The sequence below is a fragment of the Telmatobacter sp. DSM 110680 genome (genome assembly GCF_039994875.1).
Classification (GTDB): Bacteria; Acidobacteriota; Terriglobia; order Terriglobales; family Acidobacteriaceae; genus Telmatobacter.
Map to the genome: position 1 here is coordinate 708,639 of NZ_CP121196.1, position 23,230 is coordinate 731,868.

The 23,230-nt window shown below is 56.9% G+C and carries 21 protein-coding genes; 11 read left to right on the forward strand and 10 right to left on the reverse strand.

Annotation, left to right across the window (positions count from 1 at the left end; translation table 11 throughout):
• The first annotated feature begins 2 nt into the window (after positions 1–2).
• On the forward strand, positions 3–362 hold the full coding sequence (locus tag P8935_RS02835) for an STAS domain-containing protein (protein WP_348263499.1): 360 nt from the start codon (positions 3–5) through the stop codon (positions 360–362).
• Positions 363–640: 278 nt separating this feature from the next.
• Here the strand turns inward: P8935_RS02835 and P8935_RS02840 are convergent, their stop codons facing one another.
• From P8935_RS02840 to P8935_RS02855, 4 genes are all read right to left on the reverse strand, one after another.
• Positions 641–2,932, reverse strand: coding sequence for a nitric-oxide reductase large subunit (locus P8935_RS02840; RefSeq protein WP_348263500.1), 2,292 nt, complete (start codon positions 2,930–2,932; stop codon positions 641–643).
• 333 nt (positions 2,933–3,265) lie between these two features.
• Complete coding sequence (locus P8935_RS02845; RefSeq protein ID WP_348263501.1) at positions 3,266–4,600, reverse strand: hypothetical protein; 1,335 nt, start codon at positions 4,598–4,600, stop codon at positions 3,266–3,268.
• 2 nt (positions 4,601–4,602) lie between these two features.
• Positions 4,603–5,334 carry a DUF542 domain-containing protein gene (locus P8935_RS02850; RefSeq protein WP_348263502.1) on the reverse strand — a complete coding sequence of 244 codons (732 nt, stop codon included), beginning with the start codon at positions 5,332–5,334 and terminating at the stop codon, positions 4,603–4,605.
• A gap of 77 nt (positions 5,335–5,411) precedes the next feature.
• Entirely contained in the window at positions 5,412–6,116 is a 705-nt protein-coding gene (locus P8935_RS02855; RefSeq protein WP_348263503.1) for a Crp/Fnr family transcriptional regulator, read from the reverse strand.
• A 179-nt stretch (positions 6,117–6,295) separates the two neighbouring features.
• Between P8935_RS02855 and P8935_RS02860 the strand changes: the two genes are divergently transcribed.
• The 7 genes from P8935_RS02860 to P8935_RS02890 all read left to right on the forward strand — a co-directional run bounded on the left by P8935_RS02860 (position 6,296) and on the right by P8935_RS02890 (position 11,452).
• The gene (locus P8935_RS02860; protein WP_348263504.1) at positions 6,296–7,444 is read left to right on the forward strand and encodes a TIGR04053 family radical SAM/SPASM domain-containing protein; all 1,149 of its coding nucleotides are present in this window, start codon (positions 6,296–6,298) and stop codon (positions 7,442–7,444) included.
• Positions 7,445–7,503: 59 nt separating this feature from the next.
• On the forward strand, positions 7,504–8,034 hold the full coding sequence (locus P8935_RS02865) for a hemerythrin domain-containing protein (RefSeq protein ID WP_348263505.1): 531 nt from the start codon (positions 7,504–7,506) through the stop codon (positions 8,032–8,034).
• A gap of 107 nt (positions 8,035–8,141) precedes the next feature.
• Entirely contained in the window at positions 8,142–8,861 is a 720-nt protein-coding gene (gene ric / locus P8935_RS02870) for an iron-sulfur cluster repair di-iron protein (RefSeq protein ID WP_348263506.1), read from the forward strand.
• A gap of 182 nt (positions 8,862–9,043) precedes the next feature.
• Positions 9,044–10,225 (forward strand): M24 family metallopeptidase, encoded by a 1,182-nt coding sequence (locus tag P8935_RS02875; protein ID WP_348263507.1) that lies wholly within the window; start codon positions 9,044–9,046, stop codon positions 10,223–10,225.
• A 5-nt stretch (positions 10,226–10,230) separates the two neighbouring features.
• Complete coding sequence (locus P8935_RS02880) at positions 10,231–10,812, forward strand: hypothetical protein (RefSeq protein ID WP_348263508.1); 582 nt, start codon at positions 10,231–10,233, stop codon at positions 10,810–10,812.
• A gap of 50 nt (positions 10,813–10,862) precedes the next feature.
• Complete coding sequence (locus tag P8935_RS02885) at positions 10,863–11,273, forward strand: DUF6677 family protein (RefSeq protein ID WP_348263509.1); 411 nt, start codon at positions 10,863–10,865, stop codon at positions 11,271–11,273.
• On the forward strand, positions 11,273–11,452 hold the full coding sequence (locus P8935_RS02890) for a hypothetical protein (RefSeq protein WP_348263510.1): 180 nt from the start codon (positions 11,273–11,275) through the stop codon (positions 11,450–11,452). Before P8935_RS02885 ends, P8935_RS02890 begins: the two co-directional genes overlap by 1 nt.
• A gap of 51 nt (positions 11,453–11,503) precedes the next feature.
• On the opposite strand, the gene P8935_RS02895 is transcribed toward P8935_RS02890, so the two are convergent.
• The 3 genes from P8935_RS02895 to rbfA form a co-directional block, all read right to left on the reverse strand.
• Positions 11,504–12,508, reverse strand: a complete 1,005-nt coding sequence (locus tag P8935_RS02895) for an N-acetyltransferase (RefSeq protein ID WP_348263511.1) — start codon at positions 12,506–12,508, stop codon at positions 11,504–11,506.
• Between the two features lie 173 nt (positions 12,509–12,681).
• Positions 12,682–14,478: a glycosyltransferase family 39 protein gene (locus P8935_RS02900; RefSeq protein WP_348263512.1), complete on the reverse strand. Its 1,797-nt coding sequence runs from the start codon at positions 14,476–14,478 to the stop codon at positions 12,682–12,684.
• 249 nt (positions 14,479–14,727) lie between these two features.
• Positions 14,728–15,117 (reverse strand): 30S ribosome-binding factor RbfA, encoded by a 390-nt coding sequence (gene rbfA / locus P8935_RS02905; protein WP_348263513.1) that lies wholly within the window; start codon positions 15,115–15,117, stop codon positions 14,728–14,730.
• A 108-nt stretch (positions 15,118–15,225) separates the two neighbouring features.
• Here rbfA and P8935_RS02910 point away from each other — a divergent pair, with 108 nt between their 5' ends.
• Positions 15,226–16,701, forward strand: coding sequence for a serine hydrolase (locus tag P8935_RS02910; protein WP_348263514.1), 1,476 nt, complete (start codon positions 15,226–15,228; stop codon positions 16,699–16,701).
• Between the two features lie 9 nt (positions 16,702–16,710).
• Here P8935_RS02910 and P8935_RS02915 read toward each other — a convergent pair whose 3' ends face one another.
• Positions 16,711–18,402, reverse strand: a complete 1,692-nt coding sequence (locus tag P8935_RS02915) for a beta-xylosidase (protein WP_348263515.1) — start codon at positions 18,400–18,402, stop codon at positions 16,711–16,713.
• A gap of 90 nt (positions 18,403–18,492) precedes the next feature.
• Between P8935_RS02915 and P8935_RS02920 the strand changes: the two genes are divergently transcribed.
• Together P8935_RS02920 and P8935_RS02925 are read left to right on the forward strand one after the other, a co-directional pair.
• Entirely contained in the window at positions 18,493–18,828 is a 336-nt protein-coding gene (locus tag P8935_RS02920; protein ID WP_348263516.1) for a PadR family transcriptional regulator, read from the forward strand.
• Positions 18,829–18,838: 10 nt separating this feature from the next.
• Positions 18,839–21,352, forward strand: a complete 2,514-nt coding sequence (locus P8935_RS02925) for an ABC transporter permease (protein ID WP_348263517.1) — start codon at positions 18,839–18,841, stop codon at positions 21,350–21,352.
• A 180-nt stretch (positions 21,353–21,532) separates the two neighbouring features.
• On the opposite strand, the gene P8935_RS02930 is transcribed toward P8935_RS02925, so the two are convergent.
• Positions 21,533–21,805, reverse strand: coding sequence for a hypothetical protein (locus P8935_RS02930; protein ID WP_348263518.1), 273 nt, complete (start codon positions 21,803–21,805; stop codon positions 21,533–21,535).
• Positions 21,806–22,122: 317 nt separating this feature from the next.
• Positions 22,123–23,208: a Gfo/Idh/MocA family oxidoreductase gene (locus P8935_RS02935; protein WP_348263519.1), complete on the reverse strand. Its 1,086-nt coding sequence runs from the start codon at positions 23,206–23,208 to the stop codon at positions 22,123–22,125.
• Positions 23,209–23,230 lie beyond the last annotated feature (22 nt).

The window sequence follows — 23,230 nt, forward strand, 5'->3', positions numbered from 1 at the left end:
TCGTGCAGAGCGAAACAAAAGCCCGCGTAGACCAGTTGACATCCCCGGCAGGACACCCTGTTACCGCCCTCCGCTTTGAGGGTGACATCGCCAGCACGTCCAAAGAGGCGGTGCTCGGCAGCTACCAATCGCTGCCCAAGGCGACTGCCAAACTTGTGCTGCTCGACTTCACCAAGGTCGACTACATCAATTCAAGCGGTATCGCGCTCGTCATCCAGATGCTCATTGAGGCTGCGAACTCCGGCCAGAAGGTCTATGCCTTTGGCTTGTCGCCACACTTCACCAAGGTCTTCACCATGGTGGGCATCACCAAGTATGCCGGCCTCTTCCCATCCCAGGCCGATGCTCTAGCGGCGCTGTAACCCCGGCGCCGCACCCCAACCCTACTCCCGCAAAACTTATGCTTTCATCCCAAGCGCAGCCGAGGGATCTGCAGTTGCTTTTCCTCTGCCGACTGCGGGTGCCCCATCCATGACGCGCTCTTTCGCGGCATGGATGAAATGACGACGACCATTCGCAAAAATCCTCACCGAAGCCATCCCAAGAAACTCGCCTGACCCGAAATCTCGGAGCGAAATCCCGTGCGGCGTCTCTGAGATCAAGGCCAGATCAGAAACGCCGCACAGCACATCGGCTACCTTCAGCGGCCCGCGAGGGCCACCTCTTGCTCTTCAACTTCAACCTGAGTGCTTCTGCCTGTTGTTGAATTGCTGTCGATTGAATGCCCAGTCAAAAGGCCGAGCACGAACCACGCGAACAGTGCTGCTCCAATCGCAAACAGGATGTCTCCGGGAACTCTCATCCAGCGCAATGTCTGCATCGAACTGGACTGCATGAACTCGGAGGAACGCGCATACCAGGTGCCGTGTTCAATCGATGCCCATGCCTGCAACAATCCGACCGGCAGCATGCTGAGGATGACCATGAAGATCAATCCAAAGTTGAGAGACCAGAAGGAGAGCTTCAGCGGGGTCTCCTTCCATTTGCGCCCTGGATTAAGCGCGCGGAGGCAGAACAGCGTGAGTCCGAGGCCAAGCATTCCGTACACGCCGAACAGAGCCGTGTGACCGTGAACGGGAGTAAGGTTGAGTCCCTGCACGTAATAAAGGGAAATCGGTGGATTAATAAGGAAGCCGAATAAGCCCGCTCCCACAAGATTCCAGAATGCAACCGCGACGAAGAAATAGATGGGCCACTTGTAGTTGGCGATCCACTGAGACTTCCTTGTCGGTTGCGCGAGGCGAATGTTCTCCCAGGCTTCGTAACCAATCAATGTCAGTGGCACAACCTCAAATGCGCTGAAGATTGCACCCAGGCCAATCACCGCCGGTGTCGCACCCGCGAAGTAGAGATGATGAAACGTTCCGATGATGCCCCCCGACAAAAAGATCGTCGTCGAAAAGAGCGCCGCCTTGGTAGCGGTGCGAATCTCGATCAGCTTGAGCCGCGTGAATAAGAATCCGATCACAACAGTGGCGAACACTTCGAAGAAACCTTCAACCCAGAGGTGAACTACCCACCAGCGCCAGTATTCCGCTGTAACCAGGTGGCTGCGCTGGCCGTACATCAGTCCGGCAGAATAGAAGAGCGGGATTGCGATGCTGGAGATGAGAAACAGCGTGAGGAGTGCGCGGTCTTCACTCTTGCGAACCAGTGCCGGCTTGAGGGCCGCAATCATCAGGACAAGCCACAGTACCAATCCGACGAACAGCAGAATCTGCCAGAAGCGTCCGAGGTCGACGTATTCATAACCCTGGCTGCCGAACCAGAACCACATGTTGCCAAGACGCTGTTGAATACCCATCCATTCGCCGGCGAGCGATCCGCCAACGACGAGGATCAGTGCGCCAAAGAGTGCATTGACACCGAGTCGCTGATACTTCGGCTCGTGACCGCTGACCGCCGGCCCAACGTAAAGACCCGTTGCCAGCCATGAGGTCGCGATCCAGAAAATCGCGATTTGCAGATGCCACGTGCGCGTGACGGCATACGGTAAGTACTTCGCGAGCGGAAATCCAAAGAAGGCCTGCCCCTCGACTCCGTAGTGAGCAGTCAACACTCCCATCAAAATCTGCACACCCCAGAGAATCACCACTACGTAAAAATACTTCAGAGTCGCACGTTGCGACGGGGTTGGCTTGAATACAAGGAAAGGATCGCTTTCTGGATAAGGCCCGTGAACGAGTTCCTTTTCCTGCGACGCATACCACCAGACAAGTCCGCCAATTCCGGCCAGCAATCCAACGAAGCTGAGAACGCTCCAGAGCACAGCGCCCGATGTTGGCACATTGCCGATCAGCGGCTCATGCGGCCAGTTATTCGTGTACGTCGTTTCAGAACCCAGGCGATCCGTGCTGCAAGCCCACGAAGTCCACCAGAAAAACGCGGCGAGTTGACGCTGCTTTGCGGCATTGGTCAATGCGCCACTGGGGATGGCATAAGCCGACCGACCCGTGGCAAAAACGTCGGTGTAGTAAGCGCGGAGTTGCTCAAACGCCGCAGCGCGATCGTCGCTTAGCGTCACGCGATTGCGCGAGACGTCATAGGTGTTGGTTCGCATCTCGCGAATTAACCGCGCCTTGAAGATCGCCTGTTGATCCGGTCCGAGAGCCTCGAAATTAGACGCCCCAGCCCTGACCGCCCAGGTGTTCAGCAGAATCTCCGATTCCCGGTGCAGCCAATCCGCACTCCAGTCGGGTGCAACATAAGCGCCGTGGCCCCAGACTGTGCCGATCTCCTGCCCGCCGATCGATTGCCACACTCCCTGGCCGTCCGTGATGGAACTGCCAGTGAAGAGAAGCTGCCCTTCAGCGTTGTACACGTCTGGGATAGGCGGAGCTTCGCTGATCATCTTCCGCCCGACTCCACCGAGAACAGCGAAAGATCCAATAATGACGATGGCCAATGCCACCCAATAACGTTTGTAGGACATGATTTTCCCTCACTTAATTAGGCCGAAAATAGTGTGTGATGCTCCCCCGACAAAGCGACATTCCAATCCGTGTGTTTCCGCGGCGCATAAACTCGCAATGGGATGCCTCTGGAAGTCATTGAAAGTCCCTCAAGAACATTCGCACTGAGGCAACAGTAGCGTTCAGTGAAAGGGGAATGCAGGGACTTAGGTCACTATCCGGCGTAGAAACTTCAAAATTACCGAGACTGATCATCCCAGCAAAAAACGAGTCGCGGTGTGATCTAAATCACACCGCGAGCGGGGGTCCCGTTCATCTTTCCGTGACCTTACGGGGGATTATGCCTTGGGTTGTTAGCTCTCGGTCGCAAATGCCCGGCGGCCGAGCAAGAAGGTAGCCATGAGGTTTGAAGCGAACAGAAGCACCCCGCTCAATTCCAGCACGCCTGAAACAGGCAGCACCCTCCACGCGAACGAAGCCAGACCTTCATAGGCCAAAGGCTCAAAAACAACTCGCAGCAGGCATCCGGTCTGAAGACATACCAGGCTGAAGAACATCAGCTGCGTGCTGAAGATCCGCTGAATGCCGGCAAAGTGAGGCAGGATGCGCGGCCCAATCGCGAACACCATCGTTGCCGCGAATCCGACCGTGAGCGCATGACGCGAAGCACCCCAGATGCCCCCGTGGACATCCATAAATGCCGCCCAGACACTCATCGATCCCGCCACAATAAGCCATGCATAAGCCAAACGAATGAAGACCGGAAAACTCGGATGGATACCATGGATTTTGGCGTGGCCATGCGGACGTTCTGTTAAGCGAAGAGCAATCCCAATCGTGCCTGAGCCAAGCGCAAACAGAATCGTCGCCGGCTTGGGCAAGCCAGAAACCCCAAATAGAACACCTGTGATGGCCATCAACAGAGCCATGCGAAACCAACGTACACTCGGCTTCGATATCGCGAGAAACGACGGCAGCCATCGTGCCGAAAACCCCCACACCACTGGCACCACAAATCCCCAGCCAAGCAAGACGAGATATTTTTGATCGAGCGAGTGAGGAAATGACCTCAGGCCGCCCTGCAAGCCCAAACGAACGCACTCAACAAAATTGAAGATGACACCAGCCGCAAGCCCCGCAGTGCCAATCAAAACCGAGACCATCCACATTTCCATCGGCGCCTTCGCCTTATTCCCGTCGCCCGATTCCGGCAGCTTGTGGTGTGAAGCAGCGTATAGAAACAGCATCACCGCAAGAAGCTCAAATCCCGCGGATACCGGTAGCAGAGTGCGCCACTGGCACCCATAAATATTTCCAAACCAGCGCATCGCAACGCCGGATGTCCACAGCAGGTAACAGGAAAGAGGAACGCGAAGGACCGACCGTCCATGCGCAGGCTGGGAATAGAAGCCGATGCCAAGAATAAAACTACCAATCCATCCGAACATCTGTGCGTGCCCATGACCTTCCATCCATGCGGCCGGCAATGTCCCCAGCCCATGATGCGCACTGATCGCCATCAGGTTTGAAAACCCCAGCAGCGTCCCAGGCAAAGCCATAAAGAAAAGTCCGCTGCCAATCCATGCGCGAAGCACCAAGCTCTTTTGCCGTTCGCGCGCGATGATCACTGAGTTCTCACCGACTGCACCGACGGAAACAGATTGATCCAACAACGAAATCGTACCCATGGCTAGCTCCTTACCTTGATTTCTGCTTCCAGTTGAATGGCACGCGGAAACAGAACATCATTCTCAAGATGCACATGCTGTTTGAGGTCTGCCTCAAATTCCCGGAGCCCCGAAAAGAGAGCGGTATGCGTCGCACATGCCCATGAAGGTGCCTCAAAGTGACTGGTGATGCGAATGAGCTCCCGCATGATGTGATCGGCAGATTCATGTTCCTGCTCCATCATGAAGATCGGGTGAGCGACCGAACGGAAACATGCATGCGCGGGAGGATAGGCGACGATCGATTCCTGATCGATCTGCGAGATGAACGGAAAGAGCACCTGCTCTTCCTTTTCGATATGCGCATACATCTCGCTGCGAAGCGCCTCAACTAATTCGGCGATTCTCACCAGTTCGGGATCTCGATCACTCCTCTTTGTCGCGACCTTTGACGCCATCTCAGCCAGGGCCGGGAGCACTTGACGAACGCGATGATGATGAACGCGGACGATGTGTTGAATCAGCCGGCCAAGCGATACATCGAGAGGATCGAATGCCAAGCCACCACGTTCCTTAACCTCTGCGTCAGCAAGTTTTTCGAGAACTTGATCCACAGAGAGTTGCAGCTCCCGGCACACGGCTTCGAGCGACAAGTCCGCCTGCACGCACAGATCAATGTCAAATCGATGAAAGATGCTGGCTGCGGATGGGCTGCTAGTTACGATCTCGCGGATAGACTGCGCTGCGGTGGACATAAGCACTCTCCACTAGCAACCCTAGCGTTCAAGTAAGAACGGAGCAGTAACTTATGTCACTCGGAGTCGAAGATGATCTAAGCCGAAGCCTCGAGAAGTGCTTTCAAACCGCTGAGATCCTTGACGACGATCTGTCGCGCGTCCACGTCCAGCAGTCCTTCAGCCTGAAGGCGCATCAGGTTGCGGGAAACGAGCTCGCGCACGGTGCCTAGTTGATTGGCAAGTTCCTGATGGGTTGCGGGAAGCTGGAATTCAATTCCGCGAGCAGTCTTCTTTCCTTCGCTCTCTGCCAGCTTGAACAAGACTGAAATCAAGCGCTGCCGGATCGTGGTAAACGATAGTTCCTCAATAATCCCCACCAGCCGTCGCAACCGCGTCCCCACCACCTGGAGAACTTTCAATGCAACTTCAGGATGCTCCATGCAGTACGCCTGAAAATCGCGACGCGAGATGAATGCAATTTCTGCATCCTCGATCGCAACGGCGGAGGCCGGAAATGGACCGCCATCGAAGACTGGCAGTTCCGCGACCGACTCCCCTGGAACATTAATCGCAAGAACCTGTTCTCGGCCGCTCATCGAAGTCTTGAAAATACGAACCTTGCCCTGTGCGATGATGTGCAGGCCATTGCACGGCTCGCCTTCAGAAAAAAGCAACTCCCCGGCACTGAACAGCTTGCGAACTGTTCGCGCGGCCAGCGTCTTCAACTCCGTCGGCGTGAGGCTCGATAACAGTGCGGTCTTACCGAGGGCAGTGGCGAGATCGGTGCGTTCAGCAGTCACTCGAGAATCTTACGGCATGAGCTTAGCACCCGCGTCATCTTCGGTTGCGTGAAGGGACTTACTCCCTGCCAGCCGTGCGACCTCAGATCAAAGTTTCGCGCTGAATAATTCTGAGAATGCGACGCCGCCTGGGACTTAGGTCACTGCATCCGCCCTCTCTTCGCGGTCTCATAGGTTGCATGAACCCGCAGATCAACACCACCGACTTCAACGAACGTCCATTCATCGCCATCTGGGAAGTGACCCAGGCTTGCGACCTTGCTTGTGTCCATTGCCGCGCGTCCGCTCAGCCGGACCGCAGTCCGATGGAACTGAGCACAGATGAGGGCAAACATCTGATCGATGAAATCACGGCCTTGAAGGTTCCTGTCTTTGTATTGACGGGAGGCGATCCCATTAAGCGGCCCGATCTCTTTGAACTGATCGCACACGCCCGCTCAGCGGGAGTCAGAGTTTCGCTGACGCCAAGCGCCACGCCTTTGCTGACGAAGGAAATTATTGTGAGGCTCAAAGAGGCCGGCCTCGCGCGGCTCGCAGTGAGCATGGACGGTGCAAGTCCAGAAACCCACGACGCATTCCGCGGGATGAGCGGTTCATTCGCGCGAACCCTTGATGCCGTGCGCTGGGCAAATGAGGTTGGACTACCTTTGCAGATCAACACCACGTTCAGCCGAAGGAACATCAACGAGATTGACAACATTGTCGCCTTGATGGAGAAGCTGAAGATAACCCTCTGGAGTGTCTTCTTCCTCGTTCCTACCGGACGCGGAAAGCTGAACGATCTACTGAGTGCGGACGAGTTCGAATTGGTCTTCGCTAAGGTTTATAGTCTGTCCAAAACCGCGAGCTTCGACATTAAAACAACCGAGGCGCAGCACTACAGACGCTACCTCTTGCAGCAGCGCGTTGCCGAACGAAAGTCAGGAATCAACCTCCCCTCACAGCACGACAGAGCAGCAGACTCAATTGGACGCGCACCGCGCGGTCTTAACGATGGCAAGGGTGTCATCTTCATCTCCCACAAAGGAGAAGTGTTTCCGAGCGGATTTCTTCCCCTCTCAGCCGGTAGTGTCCGGGAGCAAACGTTGGCCGAAATATATCGCGAGTCGCCGCTGTTCCGCGATTTGCGCAACACCTCCAAGCTCGAAGGGAAGTGCGGCGCCTGCGAATTCAAAGAAATCTGTGGCGGATCGCGAGCCCGGGCTTATGCTTTGACTGGCAACCCTAATGCCGAAGAGCCGTGCTGCTCCTATATTCCAAAAGGCTACATGCAGCCGGCACCGCAGTTGAAGACGTCGACGACGCTTCATGTTCTTCAGGGCGCCTGAGAGCCAATCGTCCCCGAATGGACGACAATGACAAGGAACGGAAGTAAAGAGGAGATGTCATGGCGATTCAGATTGGCGCAAAGCCGGACAGTGGTTTCGATGACCCGATTGGCATGCTCAAGGACTGCCACAGAAGGATCGAGAGCTTTCTCCACATTCTCTGCGTTGTAGTCGATCGCGCACAGGGCAGAGCTCTTACCAACGAAGAGCGCGCTGCGGTTCAAGCTGCACTGCAATACTTCCGTACCGGCGGGCAGCGCCACACCGCGGATGAAGAGCAATCCCTCTTTCCCCGACTGCGCAAATCGGATGCACAAGCCTTCGAAGAGATCGATCGGCTGGAACATGATCATCGCGAGGCAAACGGTCTGCACACGTCGGTCGAACATCTCTATACAGCCTGGATTGAATCCAGCGGCCTGACTCCGGACGAAACGCGGCAGCTACTTTCAAAAACGTCGCGCCTCAAGCAACTCTATTCTGACCACATCCAGGTCGAGGAAACGACGGTCTTCGCTCGCGCCGCGCAGGTGCTGGACCGCAATGCCCTCACCGCGATTGGCACTGAGTTCCGATTTCGGCGCAAGTAGCCTGCCTCTGCTGATTCCGCTAAAAAACCTAATCAAATCTGTTCAGAGTGACCAAAGTCGCTGTCGCCGTATTTCGATTTCTCTAGGCTGTATTCAAGGAGATCGAAATGACCGCAACCACGCAAACCGTTCGCGAAATCGCACTGGAACAGCCGACCGCAATCCGGGTATTTGAACAATTTGGAATCGACTATTGCTGTGGAGGCCGCAAACCTCTGGCCGAGGCATGCGCTGCCGGAAACCTGGAAATTGACGCGGTCCTTGCTGCGTTGGAAGCGGCGGAAAAGAAACCCGGCACCGAGTTCGATAACTGGACCGATAAATCGTTGGAAAGCTTGAGCTCTCACATCGTCGCCAAGCACCACGCATATGTGAAAAATGAGCTGCCCAGGCTGGCCCAACTCGCGCAGAAAGTCGTCAATCGTCACGGCTCAACCAAGCCAGAATTGCCGCTCATTGCGACTACTCTAAAGCATCTGGACGAAGAACTCACCCAGCATCTCGCCAAGGAAGAAGCGGTTTTGTTTCCCTATATCGCTCGTCTCGAGCAATCCATTTCCAACGGAACGCCCAGGCCGCATAGCTGCTTCGGCACGGTCTCCAACCCGATCGCAATGATGACCCAGGAACACGACGCTGCCGGAACTCTGCTTGCTGAAATCCGCCGTCTGAGCGGAAATTTCACCACTCCGCCGGATGCCTGCCCGACTTTCCACGCGTTCTATGACGGGCTGAAGGAGTTCGAGCAGGACCTGCATCAGCATATTCATCTCGAGAACAACATCTACTTTCCGCGCGCGATCGAATTGGAGAGGTCTGTCAGTTAACGGCAGAGGACGCACCCGTCTTACTTGTATCGATCTCCAAATCCTGAACGACCGAAACCGCGATTGACCTCGTTGAGGGCGAAAGCGGTTTCTGCTTTTCCGGCGAACGTTAGTGACAGAAACTGGCCTTTCCCGGTGGATGTCGCCCGCTCATCGCCAAATCCACACACTAAAATGCCTCTATGAACCTGGAAGCAATTCAATCGGCCCTCCGCGACGCCGGGCACGACGGCTGGCTCTTCTACGACCATCATCACCGCGACCCCATCGGCGAGCGCATCCTCGGCCTCGATCCCAAGGCCCACATTACCCGGCGCTGGTATTACTTCATCCCCGCCACCGGCGAGCCCCGCAAGATGATGCACCGCATTGAACAGGGCCGCCTCGACACGCTTCCCGGCTCCAAGGGCCTCTATTCAAGCTGGCAGGAACTGGCCTCTGGTCTCGAGGCGATGCTCAATGGCGCAAACCGCATCGTCATGCAGTATTCGCCTAACAACGCCATTATGTACGTATCCATGGTCGATGCCGGCACGATCGAATTTCTGCGCAGCATCGGCAAAGGAATCGTCAGTTCCGCCGACCTCGTAAGTCGATTCGAAGCCGTGCTCAGTGAAAGTCAGATCGCCAGCCACACCGTCGCGCAAAAAGCTATCGACGAAATCCTCCAGGAAGGTTGGAAGGAGATCGGCCGCCGCCTGCGTCCCGCCAAGGGCAAGCAGGGCAAGGTCACCGAGTTCGACATGGTGCAATGGCTCAGCGAAGGCATGAAGCGCGCCAACCTTGTCTGGGAGAATGGCCCTAACGTCAGCGTCAACGCCAACTGCTCCGATTCGCACTACGAACCTACCATCGACCATACCGCCGATATCAAAGAAGGTGACTTCCTCCTCATCGACATCTGGGGTCGCGTCGACGATGCTGAGAGTGTCTACTACGACATCACGTGGACCGGCGTAGTAGGTCGCGAACCATCGGAACGCGAACAACTCGTTTTCGAAACCGTGCGCAACGCCCGCGACGCGGCGATCAGTGTTGTGGAGAAAGCGTTCTTTGAGGGTCGACCGATACAGGGCTATGAAGCCGATGATGCGGCGCGCGCTGTTGTCCGCACCGCTGGATTCGCCGACTACTTTACCCATCGCACCGGCCACAACATCGCTCACGAAATCCATGGTCCCGGCGCACACCTCGATAACCTCGAGACTCACGACATCCGCCAGATCCTGCCCAACACCTGCTTCTCCGTCGAGCCCGGCGTCTACCTGCCCGAATTCGGCATCCGCAGCGAGATCGACATGATCACCGCCCCCGGCAAAGCCTGGGTCACCGGCAAAATCCAGCGCGAACTTGTAAGAATCTGAGTGCGATGACCCCGGCGCGTACGCTAAGTTCGAAACAGTTCCTGATCGATCGCATTGTCAATCAGGCAAGGCTGGAGGACATACCGCTAGCCGACGTAGAGATTCGCATGCTCGGGTTTGCCGAGGTCTCGGCAAGTCCCAAAGATATGCAAGCCTCGCAAGCGTTCGAGCGCGATTTCGACGATGAGGGATACGAGGCTAAAATCGCCGGGCTCATTCGTCACGCATACGATCAGGACAGGAGGGCTGGCAAAGAGGAGGAATGGAATAACGCACTTGCGCGCCTAGCGAGCGGGGACATGTACCTGAATGTGTTGATTGACCGCGCTGGCATCGAAGATTCAGGACCAGCTGCGCTGTTTAGTGATTGGCGATTCATCGTTTATGGCCTGCTTCCATGCGGGCTGGCTCTGGTTGCCGCCGTGATGATTGGGCTGAGTCCGTTTGGAGCAAGATTGATCCGGAATGACGCGTTGCGAGTTTTCATCGCTACACTTCTCATTGCATCGCCCTTTGCCCTTCAACATATGTCCTGGTCGAAGCTATGGAACACGCGGAAGAGGCGTCGCCATTCCCACCCGGACTGATCCCGGTCTCTGAATCCTGACCGAGCCTGCTGCGATATAGTCAAAAGGGAATGGCAGAAGCTGAAAATAAAAACGTAGTTGCGCCCAAGAGCGCTCAAGGCGGGTTCGTCTTTCTTCCTTTGATTGCTGGCTGGCTCATCCCCGGCGCTGGACATTTTTTGCTGCGCAAATGGGCCCGCGGCGCACTTCTAGCGATCTCTATCGTCTGCATGTTCGCCCTCGGCCTGGCGATGCAGGGCCACCTCTATGCCAACGCGCACGACATTCTGGAAATGCTCGGCCTTGCGGGTGACCTGGGTAGCGGCCTGCTCTACTTCGTGGGCCGCACTATGGGTCTCGGCACCGATTCGGTCCAGCTCACCGTGGCCGATTGGGGCACACGCTTCATCGTTGTTGCAGGCCTCTTGAACATCATCGCCGCTGTCGACGCGCACAACATCCGCACGGGGAGGAAGCTCTAGTGTTCAGTCCCTCCCATTTCGCAGCGGTCCTGCTATTCGCAACCTTTGCTTCCACAGTCTTTGGCATCACGCAACGCGAAACGCCGCAGAAGATGTTCCGCTATGGGCTATATTGCTTCGCGCTCTTTGTGGGCTCGGCTATCGTGCTCAGCTGGGTGATGTTTCTGATCGCGCGCTAAGAACTCGTACGCCATCGCCTTCAGCTCGCATTTGAGTGTGCCACTGGAAACTCAAGCTCCTGCGGCCCGCTCCCACACGGCTGCGTCGAAGACGTGTGTGCATTCGTAGCCTTCGTTCTCGTAGAGCTTTATGGCATTTGTATTTGCTTCGGTAACCGTCAAAGAAATTTCGCTCACACCCTGTCGCACAAAATGGGCCGCAGCCACCGAAAGCAGTAAACGTGCAACGCCCTGCTGGCGATAACTGGGGTGTACGCACAGTTGCGTGATGTGTCCGCTTTGGGGGCTCACGCGCGAGCCGAGTACCAGGGCCGCTAGTTCGCGGCTGTTGCGGTCCGCCACCACGTGCGATACCTGCGCGGAAAAGACTCCGCAGCCCGAGTAGCGCACGATGTTGTGAAGAAATCGCATCGATCCATACGTTGAGCGGTATTGGTCATTGATGAGGCTGTCTGGATGACCGTTATAGGCAATGGCGATGAGGCGCGCGGCTGCGTTCAGATCGTCATCGCGCCACGGCCTCAGTTCTAAATTGCCTGGCAGATCAACTCGAGGCCGGCTCCAATGCCCGGCGAGTTGCTGGACCATGAAGTGTCTGGGATAAATCTCAAATCCCGCATCACGAAAAACTGCCGAGTGGGTACCAGAAGGATGAAGCAAAAGCTGAGATTCGATTCGATCCACGTTTGGCGAATTCAGCAAGGTTTCAAACAGGTGCCGCAGCAAGGTCGATTCGATCTCCCGCGCAGGCTCCGGCGCTCCTGCGGCAGCAACCGACTCGGGACTTTTTCCCGGCAACGCAAAAACGTCGCCGATCACTGCCTTGGTCTCCTCGTACACGCAGAAAGCGTAGCCGGTAACTTGGCCGCCCTCCAGCGCGGCATAGCCCGGCAGAAGGTGATTATCCAGATACTGCATCAGTAGGCGGGCCGAAGCACGATAATCCCAATGCAGCCGCTTGCTCCACAATTCCCCTTCAGCGTCGAGCACGGGCCGCAGCACCGGCGCGGCAAAATGTCGAAGATCGAGGATCTCGATGGTCACGCCAGCTGCCATGTTTCCCTTGTAGGATCCGGTCGGCTTTCGGCCGGCGTCAGCAATGCAGTCACTATGCGACGGTGCTCTCACCACCATGTACGCCGCTAATGGGCCTTCCGGTCACTGTGCCATGATTCACCGGCTTCCTGCAAGTTACACAGTACTCGAATGTTGGCACGAGAAGCCAGAAACTACCGGGCGCCTACGAGGTAAACCTCAAGGCCCTGCTCGGGCCAGCTGAGGATTTCCTCGTAATGGCGGCCTTCCAGGTACTCCTGCAGCGCCGCGGGCGTGTGCAGATCCACACCGCGGCGGCCAGTTACGCGCGCCACTAAAAGATGCTCCTCGTCCGGCACACCGGTGTCTTCATAGTTCACGACTTCATGGTTGCGGTAGAAGGCCAGACCATACTCCACGTCGCGGCGAACCCGGAAGACAGCTACCGTCTCGTCGGGGGGAGCTAACAGGAAAAGCCGATCGGCCAGCGGACGCGCCGAGTACGAATTGTCGAGTAAGTGAATCGCTCGCTTAGTCGAGTCGATCGCCGGAATTCCAAAAAAAGGCCCCACCCCATAGAGAAAGAACATCAACACCACGAGCACGCCTGTTGTCGCTAGCCGCAACCGTGCGACACCGTACCCTTTCACGACCACAACAATCAGCAACGCGGCACCAGCGGATGCAAGAACCGCAACAACCAGGGCGCGCGTAGGCGGCATTTCCGGTCCATGACTCACAAACCATGGCAGCAGCAGGGCAAACATCGTCATCACCCCGCATAACGCCGCGTGTCCAATCAACTCCCAGCGGTTCAGTCCCGCCTGCCTGCGCCGGAACAGATAGTCGCCCGTCAGAATCGTGATGGGCGGAATGGAGGGAAGGATGTAGCCCGGAAGCTTTGACTGCGAAAACGAAAAGAAGATGATTGGAATGATCGCCCACAGGACTAGAAACTCGGGGAAGGCATCTCCCGGCCGATTCGGCGGCCGCTTCTTGGAATTCAGTCTGCGCAGCCTCCACTCCGCCACCGAGGTCTGAATACCGTCAACCAGGGCGCGCATCGCGATCACGGTCCATGGCATCACGGCCAGCAGGACAACGACGATGTAGTACCAGAATGGCTGCGTATGCTGATAGCGGTTCGTGGCGAAGCGCTCCAGATTGTGCTCGAGGAAAAACTCGCGGAAGAATGTGGGATTCTGGTGCTGGACGGCGATAAACCAGGGCAGCGTAATCGCAAAGTAAAGCGCGATCCCCGGCCACCATACCGATCGCTGCACAATCGACCACTCCTTCCGCAAAAACGCGAAAGCCGCAACAATAACGATGGCCAGAAACGGCGCAACGGGGCCCTTTGCCAACGTGGCTACGCCGGTAAAGAAGTAGATATCGAACAACCAGAACTTGGAATCAGTTTCATACCAGGCGTACCATCCCAGCAGCCCAATCGAAAGCGGCGCAGCCATCTGCATATCGGTTGAGGCGCCTCGCGAAAATCCAATAATCCCCGCGCATGCAACCGTAATGAGCGCTGCGTCCAGGTGCCCACCGGGCCGGAAGCGCTTCATATGCAGATAGATCAGCGCCACCATGATGAAGGCGAAGCTGGCTGATGGCAGTCTCGCGCTCCAGTCATGCACCTTGAATTCCTGGAACACGAACATTGCGCGCCAATAGTAAAGAGCAGGCTTTTCAAGCCAGGGATGCCCATACAGATAAGGAGTGACGCAGGCGCTCAGCCGTTCACTCAGGGTGTGGGCGGCATCGAATCGAACCAGCATTTCGTGCGCGATCTGCGCATAGCGCGGCTCGTCGGCGCCAACCAGGCCCAGACCATCTCCGCCCAGCAGAGGAACAACTCCATAAAGGATGAAGAATGCGCTGAAGACCACGAAGACCGCGGCTTCTGACGCAGTTGCCCAGCTCGGCAATCGGAAGCGTCGGCTTTCAGGCGGTCCAGGTGCAACTGTTTCCAGTTGAGTCTCCACGTCCAGCAAATCTCCAAGCCAGTCTCAGAACGAATCAGCGGATTCAATAAGATCCACCGAACTCGTTGACCAGCCTTCCGGCCTGTCCAGGAATTTGGGGGAATTCCAAGGCCCGGGCAAAGAGTAACTTACCTCAAGAAGTCAGGCAAAACGCAGAAAGCAAACCGAGTTTCAGCCAGAGCTAGGCTAACAGATTCGCACCCTTTCCGACCGGTGCACCGCGACGTGACTTCCCCTGGAAAACCGCACTCACTCAACCGGCGTCTTCTGGCGTTTGCGCGAGCGGTCCATCAGCTCTTCAATCCGCGCCTGGAAACGCCCTGAACGATCGGCCAGAAACGACAGCTCCGGCACGTGACGCACTCCCATCCGCTCCTTCAATTCAAAGCGAATATACCCCTTGGCCGCTTCCAGTCCGGCAACGGTATCCACTTCAGCTTTGGCGATGTCGGGAACCGCATTGTCTACCGCAACATACACGCGCGCCGACTTGCCGCCCGGATTCAGCACCACTTCCGTCACATAACAGAACGCGATGCGCGGATCCGAGAGCTCGCCCTCGATCATGGCGCCGATCTCTTCCCGTAGAGTCTCAGCCACCCGGTCCTGATGATGCTTTCTCGCCCTGTGTTCCGGCATGGTTTTGCCTCCTCAAGTGGCTTCACGTAAACCCATCAGGATAGCAGAGCCGAGCCCGAAACACTGGATTGGCAGAGGGAAGTGATACCGTGGTTGCGCGGAGGAATCATGGGTAATTTCCTGGGCTGGAAATCTGGGGTGTTTCTTGCAGTTGCTTGCTCCACTTCGCTCCTCTCGGCGCAGAGCACGCCCCCAGGCAAAGCAGAAATCGAGCAGCACATTCAGCACGTAACGTCAGGCCTCATTGGGGAAGTAGTGATCAAGGGCGACGAACACGCCACCCACACCCTTGCTGATCGCATGAAGGAGCTCAACGTGCCCGGCGTCAGCATCGCCGTTCTGCACAACGGCAAGATCGAGTGGGCCCGCGGATTTGGCGTGCGCAATCTGGGAGGCGATCCCGTCGATGCAGAGACACTGTTCCAGGCAGGATCCATTAGCAAACCGTTGGCAGCGATGGCCTGTCTGAGACTCGTTCAGGACGGCAAGCTCTCCCTCGACGCAGACGTTAACACCTATCTCACAAGCTGGAAGTTTCCCGCCGATCCCGTCGCCACAGGCAAACCAGTGACGCTGCGCGAACTGCTGACCCACACCGGTGGCACCACGGTCCACGGATTTCCCGGATACGCCAGCACCGAGCCAGTGCCGACCTTAGTGCAGGTCCTCAACGGCGAAAAGCCAGCCAATACTCCCGCGATTCGAAGTGAAGCGGCTCCAATGGCGCGATGGAATTATTCAGGCGGCGGTTACACCATCATGCAGCAGGCAGTCATTGACGTAAGTCATGAGCCGTTTCCCAAATTGCTGCACGATTCAGTACTGGCTCCGATCGGCATGAAGCACAGCACCTACGAACAACCTCTGCCTGAGTCTATGCGCAAGAATGCGGCCACGCCTTATCGCGGTGATGGCAAGCCGGTAGAGGGTGGCGCGCACACCTATCCTGAAATGGCCGCAGCTGGCCTATGGACCACTCCTACCGACCTCGCAATCTACGCTATCGAAGTCGAGCAATCTCTGGCAGGCAAGGCGAACCATGTCCTCTCCGCGGATATGACCCGCCAAATGCTTACACCCGGCATGGGACATTGGGGACTGGGCCTTCAAATCGGCGGCTCTGACGCCAATCCATACTTCTCGCACGGAGGCGCCAATGAGGGCTTCCGCAACAATTTTGCCGCCTATGAAAAAAGCGGCGAAGGCGTTTTCGTGATGACCAATGGCGACAACGGCGGCCAGATTGCCGACGAGGTAATGCACAGCGTCGCCGCCGAATACCAGTGGCCGGATTTCAAGCCAACCGTCCGCACCGCAATCCACGTTGATCCCAAGGTTCTGGCCAGCTATGTCGGAACGTACGAACTCGACAAAAGTGTTGATCTCGCCATCACCGTCGAAAACGGGCAGCTGATGGGACAGGCCACTGGGCAGGGAAAGACTCCCATCTACGCCGAGACCGAAACGAAGTTCTTCCTCCTCGCTGCCCCCACGAGCTTGGAGTTTGTGAAGGATGATCAGGGCAAAGTGACTTCCGTCGTCCTCCATCTATACGGCCACGACAGGAAGGCTCCGAAAAAATAGCAGAGACCGCTACCACTGCAAGCGCAGCAGAGATATAGCCTGTCGCGGCAACTCCATTGCGACGGTCACTTTGCCCTCGTTGACGTCGAGCCACTGCGGAGACGTCAGCAACTCCAATTGCCCGGCCTGGCGCAGTTCGGCGTATTGCTTGGCAGTTGGCGATTGCGGAGATCCCATCTGCTTCCACACCGTGTAGGCGTTGCTGTGAGAGTCGTCGATTCGATAATGCTCCAGCAGCACGCGCTTCACACCGGCGGGAACGTCAGCGATGGTCAACTGCACCGTTGCCGCCGGCGCTGATAGATCGTCATCGTGGTAGTTCCACACCATCACCGCTGCCTGTCGCGCTGCTTTCGTAGCGAAAGCGTCCACGTCCGAATTTTGCCGGACACCAGACTTAAGCACGTCCTCAAGCGAGCGCCGCCCAGTGCTTTCTGCCTCCACGCGATCGCCCGACATGAGTCCAGCCATGCGGAACACATTCAAGATCGGCTTGTCGATTCCATTGGTGGCAAGCGTGCGAAATCCTTCAAAGTAGTCCTTGCCTTCAAATTCGAATGACCACGACAGCATCCCTGCCAGGTTCACGCCTTCCTGGTCGCCGAGGTCCATCAGGGACTTCATGGCGACTGCAGTATAGGCGGCATAGAGAGGCCCGTTGCGATAGGCGTTTGCCGGGTTGATCTTCATCGAGCAGGCGGCGCAACCTTCAGGATCGGCCTCGCTCAAGATGATGGGAAGTCGCTTGAACTTTGGATATTTGGCGACGATGCCAAACCCAGTTCGAGCGGCCTTCAGCTCATCGGCAAGCCCCATGCGCACGTGCCCGTCCACCGTTTCCGGATGTCCCTTGGGATGGAAGGAGATAAAATCCAGCGGCACCGGCTTGCCGTCGGCCGCGCTCCTATCGCTGAGACAATGCTTCAGGAATGCGTCCAGGAATTCTGCAGACTTTCCAGGGTTAGGGCCCGTAGTTGCCGGACCACCCACCTTCGCGCCCGGCAACGCTGCACGAACTCCGGCAACCGCGTAGTCATACAGTTTGAAATATTCCTCCCGGGTGCCGTGCCAATACACAATGTCCGGTTCATTCCACACTTCGAAGTACCAGGTGCTTACCGTATCGCGCCCATAGCGTTTCACGAGATGCTCGGTAAACTTCCGCACCAGTTCGCCCCACATCGCATAATCCCTGGGAGGATTGTTGGATGCGCCGGCCATCGTCGGATGCGGGTAATGAACCTGGTATTCATTTACGCCAGGCACATCCGATGCAAGGTCCTTCGGCATGAACCCCAGTTCGACGAACGGCCGCACACCCGCGCGCTGATACTCGTCAAAGGTCTCGTCGGTGATGGTGAAGTCGTAGACCGGTTTCCCTTGGGCATCGAGAGAGAAAACATTCGAAGAAGACCACTTCAACTCCGCGACACCATTACCCGAAGTCAGCAGATGATGCGCGCGAATGTACACTGGCTCCGCAGTAAGGTCGTGCAACTCACGCAATAGCTGCTTACCGTATTGCATCGTCGTATAGTTCGATTCGTCATAGCCAAACCACCGGTATATGGGCGTATCGGGACCGAGAGATTTCGCCAGATCGACGCGAATTTTTACCGCGGCGGGCGCAGACGCTTGTGCGAGGCAAGCTGAACCGGCAGCGCAACCGAGTAAAACGCACGAAATTTTTATGCCCCGCATCCATCTCCGCATCTTTGCTCACCCCGGCTTGATCATGCAGAATCGCCTTTCATCTTGACAAGCCGCGCAAGGCATAAGATTATTATGCCTATGTCGATTAGGCCTAACGAAGGAATGCCTGCCGGCGCGCTTCCCATGCTGATCCTGCGCGTCCTTCAATCGAATTCGCTGCATGGCTATGCCATCGCCCAGCGAATTCACCTTCTCTCCAGCGAGGTCCTCGCCGTCGAAGAAGGCCTGCTCTACCCCACACTGCAAAAGATGCTTCTCAAAGGCTGGGTCACCGCCGAGTGGGGTATCTCAGAAACGAATCGCAAAGTTCGCTTCTATCGTTTGACGCCTGCGGGACGCGCCCATTTGAAGGCTGAACTGGCCGGATATGACCGCGTCACCCAAGCCATACAGGACATTCTGCGCACTGCATAGGAGGTTTCCCATGGGCGAGCTTTGGCGCCGTTTCACTTATCTTTTCAACCGCCGCCGTATCGATGCCGAACTCGAGTCCGACATGGAGTTCCACCGCGAGATGGCCGCGCGATCAGGCCGCAATAATTTCGGCAACACTCTGCGTATGCGCGAGCAAGCCCGCGAAGCCTGGGGCTGGACATGGCTCGATCGCCTCATCCAGGACTTGCAATACGGCATCCGCATTCTCGTCCGCGCACCCGGCTTCACACTGATGGCCGTGCTCATTCTCGCCATCGGCATCGGCGTCAACGTCTCCGCTTTCAGCCTGTTCAACATGGTTGCGCTCAAGCCGCTCCCTGTCCGCGATCCAGCGAGCATCGTCCGGCTTGAGCGTCGCTCGCTCGACTCTTACACCAGTGAGATGGCCTATCCGTCGTTCGCTTTCTATCGCGACCACGCGCATACCCTCTCCGCCGCGATCGCAGTACTTGGCGTCCCTCCCATGCAGATCGATGACGACACTCAGCTCACCGGCGCTTCATTCATTACTCCCAACTACTTCACTGAACTCGGTACCCAGGCCGCATACGGCCGCCTCTTCGAGCCCTCGCTTGACTCGTCGCCTTCTGCTTCCCCCGTCGTCATCCTCAGCTACGAACTCTGGCAGCACCGCTTCTCCGCCGATCCCTCTGTCGTTGGCCGTGTCATCTACATCAACAAGAGGCCTGCCACCATCATCGGCATCACCCCCTACGCCCTCGCCAGTTTTGGCGGTCAGCATCCCGAGCTCTGGATGCCGATGGCGCAACAGCCTTACTTCATTGAAGGCAGTAAAGCCCTCAGTGACTGGAATGACTCCACCGTCCGCATGTGGGGTCGACTCGCACCCGGCGTCAGCGCGAAAGCCGCCGAGCAGGAGTTGCGCACTCTCACCGATCAGCTCCGTAAGCAGCATCCCGAAGCTGTCTGGGACAACGAATACATCCAGAGTTCCCCTGGCGGACACTTGCAGGTCATGCAGCCCCAGATGTATCGCATCGCCGCGATGGTAGCTGTTCTCACCCTGCTCATCCTCGCAGTCGCGTGCGCCAATCTCGGCGGCCTGATGCTCGCGCGAGCCGTCGCGCGTCAGCACGAAATCGGGATCCGCATCGCCATCGGCGCCGGCCGCGGACGCATCCTGCGCCAACTCCTTACCGAAAGCCTGCTACTTTCCTCGCTCGGCTCGATTGCCGGTCTCGCTCTCGGCTGCCTGGTAATTCGACTTGTCCTTTCCGCGCCGAATACACCCCGCTGGTTGAGTGCGATACCCGATTGGCGCGTGCTGGCATTTACCGCTGTTGCAACGGTTCTCTCTGCTGCCTTCTTCGGCCTCGCACCAGCTCTCCAGGTTGAGCGGCAGCGCCAGCATAAAACGATCGTGCGCCAGGTGCTGGTAGCAGCGCAGGTCGCGGCAAGCTGCATACTTCTGATTGTCGCGGCACTGTTGCTCCGCGCCACGCAGCACGCGCTCTACACCGATCCCGGCTTCGGTTATCAACAACTCATCTCCGTCGACGCGCAGTTGGGCAAGCACGGCTACACCGCGGAAACCGCTCGAGCTTATCTCGACCAGGTGCAGAATCGCCTGCGCGCCGTTCCTGGCGTCAGCGCGGTGTCTCTGGTGAAACTTCCACCGCTTGGCCACACTGTGTCCAACAGCTCCACACAGATCAACGGCCGCACTGTCACCATCTATCCCAACTGGGTTGACCCCACCTTCTTCGCGACTATGGGCATCCCGCTCAAAACAGGCCGCACCTTCTACTCCGGCGAGAAGCACGCCGTCATCGTCAGCGAGTCCTTCGCCCGCCAGCAGTGGCCCGGTCAGAATCCGCTCGGCCAGCAAATGGGCGATGGCAAGACAAAAGACACCGTGGTCGGCGTTGCCGGTGATGCGCACATCAATGCCCTCAACGACGACGATGCAGCAGAACAATACTGGCCCGCTCAGCCAGACGACATGCCCGGCATGGTCGTCATCGTGCGCGCCGCAGGTGAACCCGGCTCCCTGACTCCCGCTATCAAATCCGTCAGCGAAAGTCTCGATCCCAAAGCCATGCCGGAGATCCGGCAGATCAAGCTGCTCTATCGCGAAGACATTTCGCGTATTGAATTGATCGCTTCCGCCGTCAGCGCCATCGGCCTCGCGGCAGTGTGCCTGGCCGGTATCGGACTCATTGGACTCGTGGCCTTCACCGTCTCGCAGCGCACCAAGGAAATCGCAATTCGAATTGCTCTCGGAGCCCGGCCCGTCTCGGTCCTCGCGGCGGTCCTGCACCAATACACATGGCCGGTCGCTCTGGGATTGCTCGCCGGAGGCTCACTCGCTGCGTTCGCTTCCCGCGTTCTCCGTGTCGGCCTGTACGGCGTCAGCAATCTCGACCCGGCTAGCTATGCAGGAGCTATCGTTGTGTTAATTTCTATCGTGCTCGCCGCAGCATTGTGGCCCGCCCGGCGCGCGCTGCGGCTCGATCTCGCCAAAACATTGCATTACGAGTAAGTGCCAAATATGACGAATTCTGTCACTGGCATCTTGGCGTTGTACTGCCACCCGGAACAGTCATAAGCTGCCAGTCAGTACACAGGAATCCCGCCATCGGAAAACAGAGGATCTGACCAGCAACATCCCCGCCGAAGGCGTACGGGGATGTTGATCAACCAGTAACTGACGGGTGGGCGGTCACTCACCCACATCCTTGGGGTCGTTGCGTTTGGATAGGAGTTGCTTGAACTCCTGACTGTTGAAGATGTCCGTTAACACAGCACGGGTGTTGTCATCGAGCGGCCAGATCGTGCGCCACTCCACATCTTTCATCAAAACGCCAGAACGCAAGACACGAAGGCTCGCTGTCTTCGAATCAGAATCAACCTCTTCGACCATAAAGGTCCCAAGATGATTAAGCAGAAGCACCTCTTCCCCAACGGTAGGGACGTAATCGCGTCTCATGGGCATTAGCAACTCCGAGACCTCTCCACATCGGCCAAAGTATACCCGTCACACCGCTGCTCCCTCCGAGCGAAAACGGTTGCGAGAGTGTAGTGGACAATCCGGACATAACGCAAATCTGGATTACTTCCGGGTTGGCGGTCATTCGACCGGAACGCGAAATCCTAGCGGGAAGCGCGTTTCCGCGATACTAATCACAACGCGACCTTCCCTTTCCTATGTAACTGCCGGGAGGACCTTGTCGAAGAAGTCGGCGTGACGACTCGAATCGCATGAGCTAGAGGTCCTGAAAAATCGGCGTTGCCGTTGGCGTTTGTCAGGACCTATCCGAAGAAGTTCGCTGATGTCCTGTAAATCTCATCGATCATGTGGTGTTGCCGCACAGCATCTCTAAAGTTGCTGGCTTCTGACGTGCCATTCAGCTTGTCACTTGCGTACGCGGCATAGAGGTAAGCCATGTCTTGTGCGCTGACGTCGAGACCGGACTTGGCGAGAGGTTGGTACTTCTCGGGAATAGGCATCGGCGAGAAGGTCGTCGCGTCGCCTTTCATACCTTCAATGGCGTTATCGTCCTTGTTTTGGAACGCAAGAACGTTAGTGACGCGGAGAACGCCTTCAGTTCCTGAGATATCGATGTGAAGGCCGGTGCGATGCTTTTGTGCTCCTTCCACCTGCATTGAGAAGAGCCCGCTATTCTCAAGCGTTCCGATCACCATGACCTCATTTGGATTTGTATTCGGAATCTGTTCACCAGTCTCCAGAACAGTGAAGTACGGAAACTGAGTCTCGATAACAGCGGTTAGCTTCTTCGGGAAGCCGACAGAGCGAAAAAGCATGTCTCCAAAATGCGCTGCGTAGATCGACAGGACATTCGAGAAGTTGGCGGCGTCGAAGGCCCAACTGTACCTTCCGGGCATATCCGGGACAAAAGCATCTGCGCTGACGGTCATGTGAACACCGCGAATCTTGCCAACGTAACCTTGCTCAATGAGATCGCGGGTATAGCGGGCGCTTGGCCCCATGCGACGTTGCAAACCGACGATATGCCTCACGCCCTTCGCTTCGGCCAGCGAAAGCAGCTCCTCTGACTCTGCCGTGCTCGTGGTCAGCGGCCATTCGCTGTACACATCTTTGCCTGCCGCAATGGCCTGCCTCACCAAGCGAGCGTGTTCCGGAGCGGGCGCTACAACCGCCACCAAGTCCACATCAGGGTGGCTGATGAGTGACTGCTCGTCCCAAAACGCATGCTTGATTTGGAACTGCTTCGCGGTTTCCTCTGCCGTCTCCTTTTTCCGGTTCGATACGGCAACGATCTCGAACTGGTCCAAAGCTTTCAGAGCTGGGATATGTCCATACTTTGCCCAACCACCTGCACCAAGAATTCCAACCCGAATCTTTCCGCTGCCCATCGCATATTCTCCCTCGTCAAAG

Bases quoted from the DNA above. Each gene is read 5' to 3' on its own strand.
- P8935_RS02840 (WP_348263500.1), bottom strand. From the start codon at position 2,932: ATGTCCTACAAACGTTATTGGGTGGCATTGGCCATCGTCATTATTGGA.
- P8935_RS02845 (WP_348263501.1), bottom strand. From the start codon at position 4,600: ATGGGTACGATTTCGTTGTTGGATCAATCTGTTTCCGTCGGTGCAGTC.
- P8935_RS02850 (WP_348263502.1), bottom strand. From the start codon at position 5,334: ATGTCCACCGCAGCGCAGTCTATCCGCGAGATCGTAACTAGCAGCCCA.
- P8935_RS02860 (WP_348263504.1), top strand. From the start codon at position 6,296: ATGAACCCGCAGATCAACACCACCGACTTCAACGAACGTCCATTCATC.
- P8935_RS02865 (WP_348263505.1), top strand. From the start codon at position 7,504: ATGGCGATTCAGATTGGCGCAAAGCCGGACAGTGGTTTCGATGACCCG.
- ric (WP_348263506.1), top strand. From the start codon at position 8,142: ATGACCGCAACCACGCAAACCGTTCGCGAAATCGCACTGGAACAGCCG.
- P8935_RS02875 (WP_348263507.1), top strand. From the start codon at position 9,044: ATGAACCTGGAAGCAATTCAATCGGCCCTCCGCGACGCCGGGCACGAC.
- P8935_RS02880 (WP_348263508.1), top strand. From the start codon at position 10,231: ATGACCCCGGCGCGTACGCTAAGTTCGAAACAGTTCCTGATCGATCGC.
- P8935_RS02885 (WP_348263509.1), top strand. From the start codon at position 10,863: ATGGCAGAAGCTGAAAATAAAAACGTAGTTGCGCCCAAGAGCGCTCAA.
- P8935_RS02895 (WP_348263511.1), bottom strand. From the start codon at position 12,508: ATGGCAGCTGGCGTGACCATCGAGATCCTCGATCTTCGACATTTTGCC.
- rbfA (WP_348263513.1), bottom strand. From the start codon at position 15,117: ATGCCGGAACACAGGGCGAGAAAGCATCATCAGGACCGGGTGGCTGAG.
- P8935_RS02910 (WP_348263514.1), top strand. From the start codon at position 15,226: ATGGGTAATTTCCTGGGCTGGAAATCTGGGGTGTTTCTTGCAGTTGCT.
- P8935_RS02915 (WP_348263515.1), bottom strand. From the start codon at position 18,402: ATGCGGGGCATAAAAATTTCGTGCGTTTTACTCGGTTGCGCTGCCGGT.
- P8935_RS02920 (WP_348263516.1), top strand. From the start codon at position 18,493: ATGTCGATTAGGCCTAACGAAGGAATGCCTGCCGGCGCGCTTCCCATG.
- P8935_RS02925 (WP_348263517.1), top strand. From the start codon at position 18,839: ATGGGCGAGCTTTGGCGCCGTTTCACTTATCTTTTCAACCGCCGCCGT.
- P8935_RS02930 (WP_348263518.1), bottom strand. From the start codon at position 21,805: ATGCCCATGAGACGCGATTACGTCCCTACCGTTGGGGAAGAGGTGCTT.
- P8935_RS02935 (WP_348263519.1), bottom strand. From the start codon at position 23,208: ATGGGCAGCGGAAAGATTCGGGTTGGAATTCTTGGTGCAGGTGGTTGG.